Genomic DNA, 14,576 nt, shown 5'->3' with positions numbered 1-14,576 from the left:
GGGCACAGGCACGACTGCCTCGGGGTCAGGCCAGCAGGGCCGGAATCGTCCGCTCGTGCGTCTCGCGCAGCTCGGACAGGGAGAGCGCGAACTCACCCTGAACGTCCACCACCGCGTTTGCATCGGACTCACTGCCGTCGACGACGCCGATGCGGGTGGCCGGGAGGCCCCGCGCCCCGCACATGTCGGTGAAGCGGAGCTCCTCCGAACGCGGCACGGCCACGACCGCGCGGCCCGCCGACTCGGAGAAGAGGAAGGTGAAGGCGTCCAGACCGTCCGGGACGATCAGTCGGGCGCCCTTGCCGCCCAGCAGCGCCGACTCGACGACCGCCTGGATCAGACCGCCGTCGGACAGGTCGTGCGCGGAGTCGATCATGCCGTCGCGCGAGGCGGCGATCAGGATCTCCGCGAGCAGCCGCTCACGCTCCAGGTCGACCTTGGGCGGCAGGCCGCCGAGGTGGTCGTGGACGACCTGGGACCAGGCCGAACCGCCGAACTCCTCACGCGTGTCGCCGAGGAGGTAGAGCAGCTGCCCTTCCTCCTGGAAGGCGACCGGCGTGCGGCGGGCCACGTCGTCGATCACGCCGAGGACCGCGACCACCGGGGTCGGGTGGATGGCGGCCTCGCCCGTCTGGTTGTAGAGGGAGACGTTGCCGCCGGTCACCGGGGTGCCCAGCTGCTGACAGGCATCGGCCAGACCGCGCACGGCCTCCGCGAACTGCCACATCACCGCCGGGTCCTCGGGCGAGCCGAAGTTCAGGCAGTCGGAGACGGCGAGCGGCTTCGCGCCGGTCGTGGCGACGTTGCGGTACGCCTCCGCCAGCGCCAACTGGGCGCCGTGGTACGGGTCGAGCTTGGCGTACCGGCCGTTGCCGTCCGTGGCGAGGGCCACGCCGAGGCCGGACTCCTCGTCGATCCGGATCATGCCGGAGTCCTCGGGCTGGGCGAGGACCGTGTTGCCCTGCACGAAGTGGTCGTACTGCGAGGTGATCCAGGACTTGGACGCCTGGTTCGGGGAGCCGACCAGCTTCAGGACCTGGTCCTTCAGCTCCTCGGAGGTCTTCGGGCGCGGCAGCTTGTTCGCGTCGTCCGCCTGCAGCGCGTCCTGCCAGGACGGGCGGGCGTAGGGGCGCTCGTAGACCGGGCCCTCGTGCGCGACGGTGCGCGGGTCGACGTCGACGATCTTGCCGCCGTGCCAGTAGATCTCCAGGCGGTCGCCGTCGGTCACCTCACCGATGACGGTGGCGATGACGTCCCACTTCTCGCAGATCTCCAGGAAGCGGTCGACCTTCTCCGGCTCGACGACCGCGCACATGCGCTCCTGCGACTCGCTCATGAGGATTTCCTCGGGCGAGAGGGTGGAGTCGCGCAGGGGGACGTCGTCGAGGGTGACGCGCATACCGCCGGAGCCGTTCGACGCCAGCTCGCTCGTCGCGCAGGACAGGCCCGCCGCACCGAGGTCCTGGATGCCGACGACCAGCTTCTCCCGGAAGGCCTCCAGGGTGCACTCGATGAGGAGCTTCTCCTGGAAGGGGTCGCCGACCTGGACGGCCGGGCGCTTGCTCGGCTTGGCGTCGTCGAAGGTCTCGGAGGCCAGGATCGAGGCGCCGCCGATGCCGTCACCGCCGGTCCGGGCCCCGTAGAGGATGACCTTGTTGCCCGCGCCGGACGCCTTCGCGAGGTGGATGTCCTCGTGCCGCATCACACCGATGGCACCGGCGTTGACCAGCGGGTTGCCCTGGTAGCAGGAGTCGAAGACGACCTCGCCGCCGATGTTGGGCAGCCCCAGGCAGTTGCCGTAGCCGCCGATGCCGGCGACGACACCGGGGAGCACGCGCTTGGTGTCGGGGTGGTCGGCCGCGCCGAAGCGCAGGGGGTCGACCACGGCGACCGGGCGGGCGCCCATCGCGATGATGTCGCGCACGATGCCGCCGACACCGGTGGCCGCGCCCTGGTAGGGCTCCACGTACGACGGGTGGTTGTGCGACTCGACCTTGAAGGTGACCGCGTAGCCCTGGCCGACGTCCACGACACCGGCGTTCTCGCCGATGCCGACGAGCATCGCGTCGGACTGAGGGGCCTTCTCGCCGAACTGGCGCAGGTGCACCTTCGACGACTTGTACGAGCAGTGCTCGGACCACATGACGGAGTACATGGCGAGCTCGGCCCCGGTGGGCCGGCGGCCGAGGATCTCCACGACCCGCTCGTACTCGTCCTTCTTCAGGCCGAGTTCGGCCCAGGGCAGCTCGACGTCGGGGGTCTCGGCCGCGTGCTCGACCGTGTCCAGAGGCGTCCGGCTCATGCGTTGACCAGCTTCTTGAGGATCGAGGTGAAGAACGGCAGACCGTCGGTACGACCGGTACCGATCAGCTGCTCGACGGCGTGCTCGGGGTGCGGCATGAGGCCGACCACGTTCCCGGCCGCGTTGGTGACGCCGGCGATGTCCCGCTGGGAACCGTTGGGATTGAAGTCGAGGTACCGGAAGGCGACGCGTCCCTCGGCCTCCAGCTGGTCGAGCGTGTACGCGTCGGCGACGTACTGCCCGTCGTTGTTCTTCAGCGGGATGTGGATCTCCTGGCCGGCCGTGTAGTCGGTGGTCCAGGAGGTCTCGGCGTTCTCCACGCGCAGCTTCTGGTCACGGCAGATGAAGTGCAGGTGGTCGTTGCGCAGCATCGTGCCCGGCAGCAGATGGGCCTCGGTGAGGATCTGGAAGCCGTTGCAGATACCGAGCACCGGCAGACCGGCCTTCGCCTGCTCCAGCAGGGGCTCCATCACCGGCGAGAAACGGGCGATGGCCCCGGCGCGCAGATAGTCGCCGTAGGAGAAACCACCGCACAGCACCACGGCGTCGACCTGCTTGAGGTCCTTGTCCTTGTGCCACAGGGCGACCGGCTCCGCACCCGCGACCCGGATCGCGCGCTGCGTGTCCCGGTCGTCCAGACTGCCGGGAAAAGTGACGACGCCAATACGAGCGGTCACTTCACGGCCTCCGCGACTTCCTCGACCCGGACGGTGAAGTCCTCGATCACGGTGTTCGCGAGGAAGGACTCCGCAAGATCGTGAATGCGGGCGAGGGCGGCCTCGTCGACCGGCCCGTCAACTTCCAGTTCGAAACGCTTTCCCTGGCGGACGTCCGAGATCCCCTCGAAACCCAGCCGCGGCAGTGCGCGCTGCACCGCCTGGCCCTGGGGGTCGAGGATCTCCGGCTTGAGCATGACGTCGACTACGACGCGTGCCACTGGCACTCCCGGTGTGTGGTGCTGAGCAGGTTCCTTCAGACTACCCGTACAAAATTTCTACGCGCGTCGACTTGTAGGAAACTACGTGACGGTCATCACGATCCCGCATCGGCGGGTCCACACACGAAAATTTCCGGGAAAGATTCCGGGTCGTCACCCGAAACCTATTGCGCCCACCCGCCTCCCACCACCACCCTTCCAACGAAGTCGCTCCGCTCCCTCTTGATTTTGGACACGCGGAAGGATTTAGTCGGGCTTCACAATGCATTGCACGGCACTGTACAAATGAATTGGCAAGTGCCGCAGGAAGGGACCGATATTCGTGGCGCAGAAGGTCGTGGTCACTCTCTTTGACGACATCGACGGCTCGGAAGCGGCGGAAACGATCGCCTTCGGACTGGACGGCAAGTCGTACGAGATCGACCTGAACGAAGGCAATGCCGACGAACTGCGGAAGGCGCTCGCGCCTTACGTGGACGCCGGCCGCAAGCGGTCCCGCTCGGGCAAGGCGTACCGGCAGACGGAGGTCGCCCCCGACCCGTCGGCCGTGCGGGCCTGGGCCCAGGCCAACAAGATGGAGGTCCCCGCGCGCGGGCGCATCCCCAAGAAGGTCTACGAGGCGTTCACGGCCGCGCAATGACGGCCCGGTGAGCCCCGCCCGACGGCCGGCCATCCACCCCTCGCGGCAACCGACTTGCGCAGCACCCGGGCTGATCAGTTAGAGTCTGGAGCACGCCGAGGGGCGAGGCCGAAAGGCCCAGCTCACGGAAACATGCGGGTGTAGTTCAGTAGTAGAACATCCCCCTTCCAGGGGGAAGGCGCAGTGTGCGATTCCTGTCACCCGCTCTGCATCACCGTACCGACCACTCCTGTGGATCAGGTAGGCTGGTGCCCGCACCGATCGGTGAGAGCCGATCGGGGGCAATTGCGGACGTAGCTCAGCTGGTAGAGCGCAACCTTGCCAAGGTTGAGGTCGCGAGTTCGAACCTCGTCGTCCGCTCGGGAATGAGACCCCGGTCCTGATGGACCGGGGTCTTTTCGTGTCCCCCGAGTGTTCTCCTGACATTTGTCATGCCGAGTGATGACAGCACGCACTGCTGCCCGGTCCCTCGGGGCGGAAGCCTGAAGGCATGGAAAACAACGGTCACGAACACGTGATTGAGGTCACTGACCTGCGGCGGGTGTACGGGGGCGGGTTCGAGGCGGTGGGCGGAGTCAGCTTTTCCGTACGACGCGGGGAGATCTTCGCGCTGCTGGGCACGAACGGCGCGGGCAAGACGTCGACCGTCGAACTGCTGGAGGGACTCGCGGCGCCGGCGGACGGCCGGGTGCGGGTCCTGGGGCACGACCCGTACACCGACCGGGCCCTCGTCCGGCCTCGCACCGGCGTGATGCTCCAGGAAGGGGGCTTCCCGTCCGAGCTGACCGTCGCAGAGACCGCGCGGATGTGGGCGGGGTGCGTGAGCGGGGCGCGGCCGCCGTCGGAGGCCCTGGCGCTGGTCGGACTGGAGTCGAAGGCCGGCATCCGGGTCAAGCAGTTGTCCGGCGGCCAGCGGCGCCGCCTGGATCTGGCGCTCGCACTGCTCGGCGACCCCGAGGTGCTCTTCCTGGACGAGCCGACCACCGGACTGGACGTCGAAGGCCGCCGGGAGACGTGGAAGTTGGTGAGCGCCCTGCGCGACGGCGGCACGACGGTGCTGCTGACCACGCACTACCTGGAAGAGGCCGAGAACCTCGCCGACCGGCTGGCGATCATGCACGAGGGTCGCATCGCCGCCACCGGGACTCCGGCCGAGGTGACCGCCGCGGAGCCGTCGCGGATCTCCTTCGAGCTGCCCGACGGCTACTTCGTCGGCGATCTGCCGCCGCTCGGTGAGCTGGGCGTGACCGGGCACGAGACCGATGGCCGGATCGTCCGGCTCCGCACCCATGAACTGCAGCGTGCGGCCACCGGGCTGCTGCTGTGGGCCGCGCAGGCCCGGGTGGAGCTGCGCCGCCTGGACGTGCGGTCGGCCTCCCTGGAGGAGGCGTTCCTCGGGATCGCCAAGGAGGCATCCGCGGGGCCGGCCACGGCCAGGACGACGAAGGAGTACGCGGCATGAGTGCCACCCACACGACGCCACGCCCGGGGCTCGGCACCAAGGCCGCGGACACCACGCCGATGAGCCGCATGACGGCACTCGCCCGCGCCGAGCTGACCCTGCTCGGGCGGAGCAGGGGCGCGCTCGTCGCCGCATTGTTCGTGCCGCTGATGCTGCCGGTCAGCGTGCGGTCGGCGGCCCAGGAGATGGACCTCGCGGAGGCGGGGCTGAACGCCGGCACCCTGGTGCTGCCCGCCGCGATCGGCTTCTCCCTGCTGTTCGCCGTCTACTCGGTGCTCGTCGGCGTCTTCGTCGTCCGGCGCGAGGAACTCGTCCTCAAGCGGCTGCGCACCGGTGAACCGCGTGACGCCGAGATCCTGGCCGGCTCCGCCATGCCCGCCGCCGTCACCGGGCTCGTGCAGTGCCTGCTACTCGCGGCGGGCTGCACCGTGCTGCTGGACATGTCCGCGCCGTCCGCGCCCCATCTGGCCCTCGTGGGCCTGCTGTTGGGGCTCGTGCTGTGCGCCGCCCTCGCCGCGGTCACCGCCAGTTACACCCGGACCGGCGAGAGCGCCCAGGTCACGCCCATGCCACTGCTGGTCGTCTCGATGATGGGCTCCGGCATGTTCGTCCCGCTGGAGCTGCTGCCGGACCGGCTGGCCTCCCTCTGCGAACTGCTGCCGCTGACGCCCGTCGTCACCCTGGTGCGCGGCGGCTGGACCGGCGATCTGTCGGCGTACGAGACGCTGGGCTCCGTCGCGACGGCGATGGCCTGGATCGTCATCGCGGTGTTTGCTGTACGGCGATGGTTCCGCTGGGAACCGCGACGCTGACCGACGGGGGAGGGACGGGCTGATGCGCGGGCCGGGCAGGTGGTGGCGGCGGAAGACCACGCCGGAGAAGGTCGAGACGTACACGCGATGGTCGTTCCACTCCTTCGCGATGGTCGAGTTGGCCACGGTCGGGCTCACGGTCGCACCGGTAGGCGCGCGGCTGGGAGGTCTGCTGCTGATGATGGTCGCCGCGCACAGCGCGGTCTGCCTCGTCACCGTGTCTCGGGCACTGGACTGGACGCGTGGCAGGCGGCCCCAGCCCGTCCGGCTGCTGTGGACGGTGGCCGCCGTCACCATCGCGGTCACCGCCACCGCGTTCGGCATCGTCGAGCACGGACCGGACGGCGAGAGCGTCGACGGCGCCGCGGGCGGGGCCGTCGGGGTCGCTCTGATCGTCGGCGTCGGCATCATCGCGCTCGGCATCCGGCAGCGGCGGCATGTGTTCGCGGTCGTCGGGGGCTTCGCGGCGGGCGCCTGGATCGTGCAGGTCGCAGGGGGCTCCCCGGCGGATACCGCGTTCCTCACGGCCGCGATGGTCTTGATGGGCGGCGGGCTCATCGCCTTCACTGCCGTCATCTCCGTCTGGCTGCTCAACATCGTCTACGAACTCGACGAGGCGCGCGAGACCCGGACCCGGCTCGCCGTCGCCGAGGAGCGGCTCAGGTTCGGGCGTGATCTGCACGACGTCATGGGGCGGAACCTCGCCGTGATCGCGCTCAAGAGCGAACTGGCCGTGCAGCTGGCCCAGCGGGGAAGGCCGGAGGCCGTGGCGCAGATGGTCGAGGTGCAGCGGCTCGCGCACGAGTCACAGCGGGAAGTACGGGAGGTCGTCCGCGGCTACCGCGAGGCCGACCTCGCAACGGAACTCGCCGGGGCGCAAGGGGTGCTGGCCGCGGCCGGCATCGACTGCACGGTGAGCGGGGCGACGGCGGCCGGACTGCCGGTCGCGGTGCAGTCCGCCCTGGGGTGGGTGGTGCGGGAAGCCGCCACGAATGTCCTGCGGCACGGTGACGCACGGCGGTGTGCGGTGCGGCTGCGAGTGGTGGAGGGGTGCGTGGTGTTGTCCGTGGAGAACGACGGGGTGGTCACGGAGGCTGAGAGCGGGCTGTCCGGCGCTTCCAGCTCCTCCGGCTCTTCTGCCTCGTCCGGCTCGGGGCTCGCCGGGTTGCGGGAGCGGCTGGCGGAGATCGACGGCACGCTGGAGGCCGGGCCCGCTGAGCGGGGGCTGTTCCGACTGACGGCGGAGATTCCGCTGCCGTCGCCGGCCGCCCCTTCCGGCCCTGCTGCCCCCTCCGGCACGGCGTCCGTCGCCGCTGTGCGATCCGTGAGTGAGGTCACGCCATGAAGGCCGCGGAGCCCGTGCGGCTGCTGCTCGCCGACGACGAGCACCTCATCCGTGGCGCGCTCGCCGCACTGCTGTCGCTGGAGGACGACATCACGGTCGTCGCCGAGGCGGCCACCGGGCCGGAGGCGATGGCGATGGCCCGGGCGCACGAGCCCGACGTCGCGGTGCTGGATCTCCAGATGCCCGGCGCCGACGGTGTGAAGGTCGCCACATCCCTGCGCACCGAACTGCCCGGCTGCAAGGTGCTCATCGTCACCAGCCACGGGCGGCCCGGGCATCTGAAGCGGGCGCTGGAGGCCGGGGTGCGGGGGTTCGTGCCGAAGACCGTGAGCGCGCAGCGGCTCGCGGAACTCATTCGTACCGTGCACGCCGGTAACCGTTACGTCGATCCGGAGTTGGCGGCCGACGCGATCGCCGCCGGGGATTCGCCGCTGACCGCGCGGGAGGCGGAGGTGCTGGAACTCGCCGCCGACGGGGCGCCCGTGGCGGAGATCGCCGAGCGGGCCGCGCTGTCGCAGGGGACCGTACGGAACTACCTGTCGTCGGCGGTGTCGAAGCTGGGGGCGGAGAACCGGCATGCGGCGGTGCGGCTCGCACGGGAGCGAGGTTGGGTATAGTGGGTCTCGCGCCACGGCGCATGCGAACGTAGCTCAGTTGGTAGAGCGCAACCTTGCCAAGGTTGAGGTCGCGAGTTCGAACCTCGTCGTTCGCTCCATATGAAGAAGCCCCCCGGTTCCGCCGGGGGGCTTCTTCATGTCCTGGATCGGACACAGCCTAGGCCCAGGTCAAGCCCGTCAGGCGCTCGTACGCCTCCACATACTTGGCTCGGGTGGCGTCGACGACCTGCTGCGGCAGCGCCGGCGGGGGCTGCTCGCTCTTGCGGTCCCAGCCGGACTCCGCCGAGGTCAGCCAGTCGCGGACGAACTGCTTGTCGTACGACGGCTGCGCGCGGCCCGGCTCCCACTGGTCGGCCGGCCAGAAACGGGAGGAGTCCGCGGTGAGGACCTCGTCCGCGAGGACCAGGCCGTCGCCGTCGAAGCCGAACTCGAACTTCGTGTCCGCGAGGATGATGCCCCGCTCCCGGGCGATGTCCCGGCCCCGGGCGTAGACGGCGAGGGTCGCCTGGCGCAGTCGGGCCGCGGTGTCCGCGCCGACCTGGCGGGCGACCTCCTCGTAGGAGACGTTCTCGTCGTGCTCGCCGACGGCGGCCTTGGTGGCCGGGGTGAAGATCGGCCCGGGCAGTTCGCTGCCGTCGACCAGGCCCTCCGGGAGGGCGAGGCCGCAGACCGTGCGGGACTCGTTGTACTCGACCAGGCCCGAGCCGGTGAGGTACCCGCGGGCCACGCACTCCACGGGGACCATCTGCAGGGATTTGCAGACCAGCGTGCGGCCCGCCCAGTCGGCGGGGGCGCCGGGGGGCAGTTCGGTGCTCAGGACGTGGTTCGGGATCAGGTCGGCGAGCTGGTCGAACCACCACAGGGACAGCTGGGTGAGGACCCGGCCCTTGTCGGGGATCTCGGTCGGCAGCACCCAGTCGTACGCCGAGATGCGGTCGCTGGCGACCATCACGAGGTCGCCCGCCTCGTTCTGGTACAGCTCGCGCACCTTGCCGGTGTGCAGATGCACCAGGCCCGGAACCTGGATCGGCTCGGGCTTTTCTACGAATCCGGACACGGTTCCTCCCCGTGGTTCTGTCCTATGGGGTCGATTCTCCCGTATCCGGGGAGTGATCACGGACAGTGGGTCAGTCGCGTTTGCAGATGCGGTCCAGAAGATTTGCGGTGGCGCGCTGGATGCGGGGGTCGACGTGGCCCGGGCGGTCCAGGGCCGGGGTCCAGGCGAACGTTCCGGATGCGAAGACCCAGGCACCGGAGGGGGCGCGGTAGAGGGACGTCTCCTGGTGGCGCCGGGCGCCTTCCTTGTCGGTGTACGGGGAGTGCGCGAGCAGCACGCGCTCCTCGTGCTCGGGCAGCGGGGTGCGCGGGAAGTAGCGGTCGGCCTCGCCCGCCACCAAGCCGGCGATCTCGTCGCCCTCGTGCGCGCCGGACGCCTCCCACAGCCAGTGATCGGCGTTGCGCACGATCAGGGGCTGCGGCTCGGGGACGTGCCCCGCGTACTGGATGCCGATGAGCTGCTGCTCCGCCCGGTCGATCTCCCGCCACAGCACCGGCTTCCCCGGGCCCCTGCGTTTGCGGCAGGTCAGCAGGCGGTCGGGGACGCCGGACGGGGAGGGGCCCAACTCCACCTGCCAGTACATGGAGTTGGCGGAGAGGAAGACGAGCGAGGTTCCGGCGTCGCGGGCGAGCTCCGCACTGCCGCGCATGGCGGCCGACCAGTACTCGTCGTGGCCCGGGAAGACCAGGCCGCGGTAGTGAGTGGGGTCGACGCGGCCCGAGTGCAGATCGCTGGCCGTGGCATAGGCGATGTCGTAGCCGTAGCGCTCGGCCCAGCGGATGAAGTCGTAGGCGTGGCCGACGTGGAGAGGGAGGCCCGCGCCCGCGTACGGACGGTCGAAGGAGACCGTCGTGGCGGCCTCCGACTCGCCCAGCAGCCGGCCCTTCTCGTCCCAGGCGTGGTAGAGGCTGGCGCCGGTGCGGCCGTCCTCCGGGTAGAGGTTGTACGCCTGCCAGGTGATGTCGGGCAGGACGAGGAGCAGGTCGGCGGGCTGGTCGTGGCGGACCGTGAACGGGACGTGGGAGCGGTAGCCGTCGGCGGTGGTGAGGACGGCGACGTACGCGCCGATGTTCCAGTACGACGGGACCTGGAGCCGCCAGGACAGCCACCAGTGGTGGCAGGAGACCGTCCGGTCCGCGGTGAGCGGCGCGGGCTGCACGATGCCGGACAGACGCGGGCTGGTCGTGATCTTGGCGGCGCCGTCACCGCCGTAGTGGCCGATGCGGTAGATGTCGACGCCGAACTCCTGGGGCGGGTCGACGGTGATGTGGAAGTCGATGGCCTCACCGGGCGCGACCGCGCCGGTGGAGGTCAAGCCTTTGATCTGGCGGTGGACGTCGTCGGCCGCGCGGGGGCCGTTGGAGCGGGCGGCTTTCCTCGGGGCGTGGGGCGCGTCCTGGTCCACGTACCAGGGGACGACCTGGCCGGTGTCGTCGAAGTACGTCACGGTGCCGCGCAGCCACGGAACGGGGCCCTGCCCGAAGGGATCCGTCACGGCGTGCGCCAGCGCTCCCGACTCCCAGCGGCGGATCTGCTCCGAAGCCATGGCTGCTTCCCCTCCCCTTCGCCCCCGTGGTGGTGCGTACTGGTGTGGTGCGTGTGGTGAGTGTGGTGAGTGCGTCCTCGCGTGGTGCCGTCGCGCTTATGTGCTTGTCGTATGTCGTCAGCCCTTGCCATGTACGCGAACGGTCCAAGCACATCACATAAAGCGCGCACTTCGTCACTGTTCGTTTCGAATTGGCCAGAAGTGGAAGAGGGTGCTCCGGCGGTCAGACGAGCCGGACCGGCTTCTCCGGGCGTATCCCCAGCTCGGCCAGCCAGGCGCGCAAGGGGGTGGGGTCGCCCTCCTCGATCAGGGTGAGGATTTTGGGCGCGAGATCGGCCGTGCGCTCGCCGTTGTGGAGGAGCGTGGGGCCGTCCAGCCAGTCCAGGCCGGGCGTCGCGCCGGCGGTGTCCATCGCGGCACAGCAGATCATCGCCGTGAGGTGGTCGGCGAGCAGTTCACGGGCCGTGCGCGGGGGCTGGAGGGGGAAGAGGGGGAGGGCTCGGTCGTCCCAGAGGGCGAGGGGGTCCGGGGAGCCGGCGGCTGGTGAGGCCGCGGTCGAGGCGGTGGCGGAGGCCGACGGGCTGGGCGCCGCGGATGCCTCCTCGCGGCCCAGTTCGGTGCTGAGGCGGGCGGCCAGGTTCGCACTGCGGGGGGTGGTGCCGGAGAGGTCTTCTTCGTCGTCGTCGAAAGGAGGGGGTGGTTCCGGGGGTGTGGCGGGGAAGGGCGCTCCGCCGGACGGTTCCGTACTTCTGTGGGTGAGAGACGCGTCGCGGGACGGGTCGGTGCTTCTGTGGGTGAGAGACGCGTCGCGGGACGGGTCGGTGCATCTCTGGGTCAGGGATCCTTCGCCGGCCGGGTCCGTCAGGTGGTCCAGGACGCGGGACAGGGTCGGGCTGCCGGTGGCGGGGGCCGCGGGGCCGGTGGCGGGGCGGACGCCCATCGCGTCCAGCACGCGGTGGAGCCGGGCCGCGTCGATGCGCCACTTACGGTCCACGACCTCCTCCGGATAATCGCTCCAGTCCACCGGCGACCAGTCGGGCCCGGGGCCGGCGGGGCCGCCGTGGAAGAGGCGGGCGGCGAGGAGGGAGGCGGACTCGTCGACCGCGCCCGGCTCCTCGAGCAGATCGCAGGCGGGCCGCTCCCCGAGACGGGAGGCGAAGCCCTCGGCCAGTCGGTCGCGCCGGGACAGCTCCGTGAGCGCCGCCACCACGCCGGCGTCCAGCCGGGACGGCCAGCGGCCCATCCGCCAGGCGGGCAGCGCGACGCGGGTCAGCAGCCGGTCCCAGCCCGCGTACGCCAGGCCCACCTGCTCCTGGGCGACGATCCGCAGCCCGTAATCCACAGCCTGTGCGCGCTCCGCGGCCGCGGCCGCCACGCCCCGCTCCAGCTCGGCGGCATGAAGGCGGCAAGCGCGCAGCAGCAGCCGGGCCACCCAGCCGACACCGGCCAGCACGGCTCGCGAGACCGGGTCGCGGCGGGGCGCCGAGCTCACGGCCACCGCGGCGTCGAGGCCACGGACGAAGCGCCGGGCCGCGGCTATGTCCGGGTGGGCGGAGGGGCCCGTACCGGCGACGACCGGGGCGAGGACCGCGCGAAGCTCGCCGACCCGCATCCACCACAGGAAGGGAGAGCCGAGGACGAGGACCGGCGCGACGGGGTGACGACGGTGCGCGTGCTTCCCCGCACCCGCTATGTCGCCGTGCTCCTCGGCCGGAGGCGGTCCGTGGGCCGGGTGGGTGCGGTCCTCCAGCCAGCTGTCGCAGTCCGGTGTGAGCGCTATCGCGGAGGGGGCGGGGACCTCGAGGCGGTCGGCGAGGTCGCGCACCATCCGGTACAGGTCGGGAGCCGCCTCCTCGGCGATCGGGACGGTCGGGCTCATGGCCGGACGGGCCCGGGCGACGACCAGGGCGATCCCGGCGGCGGCGAGCAGCACGAGGACGGCGACCGGCGTCAGGAACCAGCGGGCGGCGTCCCAGCCGGGACCGACGAGGCGGCCGGAGAGAGCCCCCGCGAGCAGGATCACGGCGACGGCCGCGGGCAGCAGGGCGACGGCCAGCGCGCGGCTGCGGATGCGCAGCACGACGAGTGCCCGTGCCCGCGCGACCTGCGCGCCTGCTTCCACACCCATTCCGGTCACGACCGACCTCACCCCCTCCCCGTTGACCTGACGCTTTCCTTGCACACTCCCCCACTGTGGCACCCGCCACTGACATCGCAATGCCGGTGGGCCAAGTGCCGGAACGCTTGCGCCGCACCCTAGTTGGGGCTCAGCCCCCCGTCAGCCGGATAGGGCATCGGTCACTCGATGGAATGGCTTTGGGGAGAGGTGGATGACGGAAAGCGAGGGTCAGGCCCCCACCTACCGAACACTTCAGGCCCCGGATCCTGAGACGGATTCGGGGCCTGTGGGGTTCATCGGCGGCGGGGTGGTTTCCCCCGTTGATGGGGGTGGTTCCCCTGTTGTGTGTGGGGCCGGTCGGGCCTAGGTCCGGTCGTGCGGGGGTCCGGTTACGCGCCTGCCGCCTTCGCGGCGATGTCTGTGCGGTACTGGGAGCCGTCGAGGCGGATGCGGCCGACGGCCGTGTAGGCGCGGTCGCGGGCCTCGGCGAGGTCCTTGCCGGTGGCCGTGACGGACAGGACGCGGCCGCCCGCGCTGACGATCGCGTCCCCGTCGCTCCTGGTACCGGCGTGCAGGACGTACGCGTGCGGCGCGTCCTGGGCGGCGACCTCGTCGAGGCCGGTGATCGGGTCGCCGGTGCGCGGGGTGCCGGGGTAGTTGTGCGAGGCGACGACCACGGTCACGGCCGCGTCGTCGCTCCAGCGCAGCGGCTCCAGGTGGGCGAGGTTGCCGGTGGCGGCGGCCATCAGGAGGCCGGCCAGCGGCGTCTTCAGACGGGCCAGGACGACCTGGGTCTCCGGGTCGCCGAAGCGGGCGTTGAACTCGATCACGCGGACACCGCGGGAGGTGATCGCGAGACCGGCGTAGAGCAGGCCGGAGAACGGCGTGCCGCGGCGCTGCATCTCGTCCACGGTCGGCTGCAGGACCGTCTGCAGCACCTCGTCGACCAGTTTCGGGTCGGCCCACGGCAGCGGGGAGTACGCCCCCATGCCGCCCGTATTCGGCCCCTCGTCACCGTCCAGCGCGCGCTTGAAGTCCTGGGCGGGCTGGAGCGGCACGACCGTCTCGCCGTCGGTGACGGCGAACAGGGAGACCTCGGGGCCGTCGAGGAACTCCTCGATGACCACGCGCTCGCAGGCGGCGGCGTGGGCGCGGGCCGCTTCGAGGTCGTCGGTGACGACGACGCCCTTGCCGGCGGCGAGCCCGTCGTCCTTGACGACGTACGGAGCGCCGAAGGCGTCGAGGGCCACGTCGACCTCGTCCGCCGTGGTGCAGACGTACGAGCGCGCCGTGGGCACCTCGGCCGCCGCCATGACGTCCTTCGCGAAGGCCTTGGAGCCCTCGAGCTGCGCGGCCCGGCCGGAGGGGCCGAAGACCGGGATGCCCGCCTCGCGCACGGCGTCGGCGACACCGGCGACCAGCGGCGCCTCCGGTCCGACGACCACGAGCTCCGCGCCGAGCCGGGTGGCCAGCGCGGTGACGGCGGCGCCGTCCAGGGCGTCGACCTGGTGCAGCTCGGCGACCTCGGCGATGCCGGCGTTGCCGGGAGCGCAGTGCAGCGCGGTGACGTGGGGGTCGAGGGACAGGGAGTGACACAGGGCGTGTTCGCGGGCGCCGGTGCCGATGACGAGGACCTTCACAGGGGTCAGCCTAACGGGAAGCGCCGGGTTTCCTTTGTGCGGGCTTCCGAAGGGGGTGGGGGTGTTGGGTTGGAGGTTCCTCCGAAGCAGGGGGACTGA

Annotated in this window: 12 protein-coding genes and 3 tRNA genes; 8 read left to right on the top strand and 7 right to left on the bottom strand. The window is 71.0% G+C overall.

What is annotated here, in order from left to right; all coding sequences use genetic code 11:
* Positions 1-25: 25 nt before the first annotated feature.
* Genes purL through purS form a run of 3 tightly spaced genes read right to left on the bottom strand, consistent with a single transcriptional unit; the run spans position 26 to position 3,239 of the window.
* Positions 26-2,302: a phosphoribosylformylglycinamidine synthase subunit PurL gene (gene purL / locus OG542_RS21245; protein ID WP_328412998.1), complete on the bottom strand. Its 2,277-nt coding sequence runs from the start codon at positions 2,300-2,302 to the stop codon at positions 26-28.
* Positions 2,299-2,979 carry a phosphoribosylformylglycinamidine synthase subunit PurQ gene (gene purQ / locus OG542_RS21240; RefSeq protein WP_193483504.1) on the bottom strand — a complete coding sequence of 227 codons (681 nt, stop codon included), beginning with the start codon at positions 2,977-2,979 and terminating at the stop codon, positions 2,299-2,301. Before purQ ends, purL begins: the two co-directional genes overlap by 4 nt.
* Entirely contained in the window at positions 2,976-3,239 is a 264-nt protein-coding gene (purS, locus tag OG542_RS21235) for a phosphoribosylformylglycinamidine synthase subunit PurS (protein ID WP_010045045.1), read from the bottom strand. Before purS ends, purQ begins: the two co-directional genes overlap by 4 nt.
* A gap of 322 nt (positions 3,240-3,561) precedes the next feature.
* Here purS and OG542_RS21230 point away from each other — a divergent pair, with 322 nt between their 5' ends.
* From OG542_RS21230 to OG542_RS21195, 8 genes are all read left to right on the top strand, one after another.
* The gene (locus OG542_RS21230) at positions 3,562-3,879 is read left to right on the top strand and encodes a histone-like nucleoid-structuring protein Lsr2 (RefSeq protein WP_261680213.1); all 318 of its coding nucleotides are present in this window, start codon (positions 3,562-3,564) and stop codon (positions 3,877-3,879) included.
* A gap of 134 nt (positions 3,880-4,013) precedes the next feature.
* Positions 4,014-4,085 (top strand) — tRNA-Gly (locus OG542_RS21225).
* Between the two features lie 81 nt (positions 4,086-4,166).
* A tRNA-Gly gene (locus OG542_RS21220) sits at positions 4,167-4,239 on the top strand.
* A 130-nt stretch (positions 4,240-4,369) separates the two neighbouring features.
* On the top strand, positions 4,370-5,341 hold the full coding sequence (locus OG542_RS21215) for an ABC transporter ATP-binding protein (protein WP_328412995.1): 972 nt from the start codon (positions 4,370-4,372) through the stop codon (positions 5,339-5,341).
* The gene (locus tag OG542_RS21210; protein ID WP_328412993.1) at positions 5,338-6,153 is read left to right on the top strand and encodes an ABC transporter permease; all 816 of its coding nucleotides are present in this window, start codon (positions 5,338-5,340) and stop codon (positions 6,151-6,153) included. Before OG542_RS21215 ends, OG542_RS21210 begins: the two co-directional genes overlap by 4 nt.
* A 22-nt stretch (positions 6,154-6,175) precedes the next feature.
* The gene (locus tag OG542_RS21205; protein WP_328412991.1) at positions 6,176-7,498 is read left to right on the top strand and encodes a sensor histidine kinase; all 1,323 of its coding nucleotides are present in this window, start codon (positions 6,176-6,178) and stop codon (positions 7,496-7,498) included.
* On the top strand, positions 7,495-8,115 hold the full coding sequence (locus OG542_RS21200) for a response regulator transcription factor (protein ID WP_328412989.1): 621 nt from the start codon (positions 7,495-7,497) through the stop codon (positions 8,113-8,115). Before OG542_RS21205 ends, OG542_RS21200 begins: the two co-directional genes overlap by 4 nt.
* A 22-nt stretch (positions 8,116-8,137) precedes the next feature.
* Positions 8,138-8,213 (top strand) — tRNA-Gly (locus tag OG542_RS21195).
* Between the two features lie 59 nt (positions 8,214-8,272).
* On the opposite strand, the gene OG542_RS21190 is transcribed toward OG542_RS21195, so the two are convergent.
* The 4 genes from OG542_RS21190 to purD form a co-directional block, all read right to left on the bottom strand.
* Entirely contained in the window at positions 8,273-9,172 is a 900-nt protein-coding gene (locus tag OG542_RS21190) for a phosphoribosylaminoimidazolesuccinocarboxamide synthase (RefSeq protein WP_328412987.1), read from the bottom strand.
* Positions 9,173-9,242: 70 nt separating this feature from the next.
* Complete coding sequence (locus tag OG542_RS21185) at positions 9,243-10,718, bottom strand: N,N-dimethylformamidase beta subunit family domain-containing protein (RefSeq protein ID WP_328412985.1); 1,476 nt, start codon at positions 10,716-10,718, stop codon at positions 9,243-9,245.
* A 223-nt stretch (positions 10,719-10,941) separates the two neighbouring features.
* Positions 10,942-12,846 carry a hypothetical protein gene (locus OG542_RS21180; RefSeq protein WP_328418034.1) on the bottom strand — a complete coding sequence of 635 codons (1,905 nt, stop codon included), beginning with the start codon at positions 12,844-12,846 and terminating at the stop codon, positions 10,942-10,944.
* A gap of 380 nt (positions 12,847-13,226) precedes the next feature.
* On the bottom strand, positions 13,227-14,477 hold the full coding sequence (purD, locus tag OG542_RS21175) for a phosphoribosylamine--glycine ligase (protein ID WP_328412983.1): 1,251 nt from the start codon (positions 14,475-14,477) through the stop codon (positions 13,227-13,229).
* Positions 14,478-14,576 lie beyond the last annotated feature (99 nt).

Origin of the sequence: Streptomyces violaceus (assembly GCF_036014075.1) — a bacterium.
GTDB classification, from domain to species: Bacteria; Actinomycetota; Actinomycetes; order Streptomycetales; family Streptomycetaceae; genus Streptomyces; species Streptomyces violaceus.
This window is presented reverse-complemented; position numbering and strand designations above follow the sequence as displayed.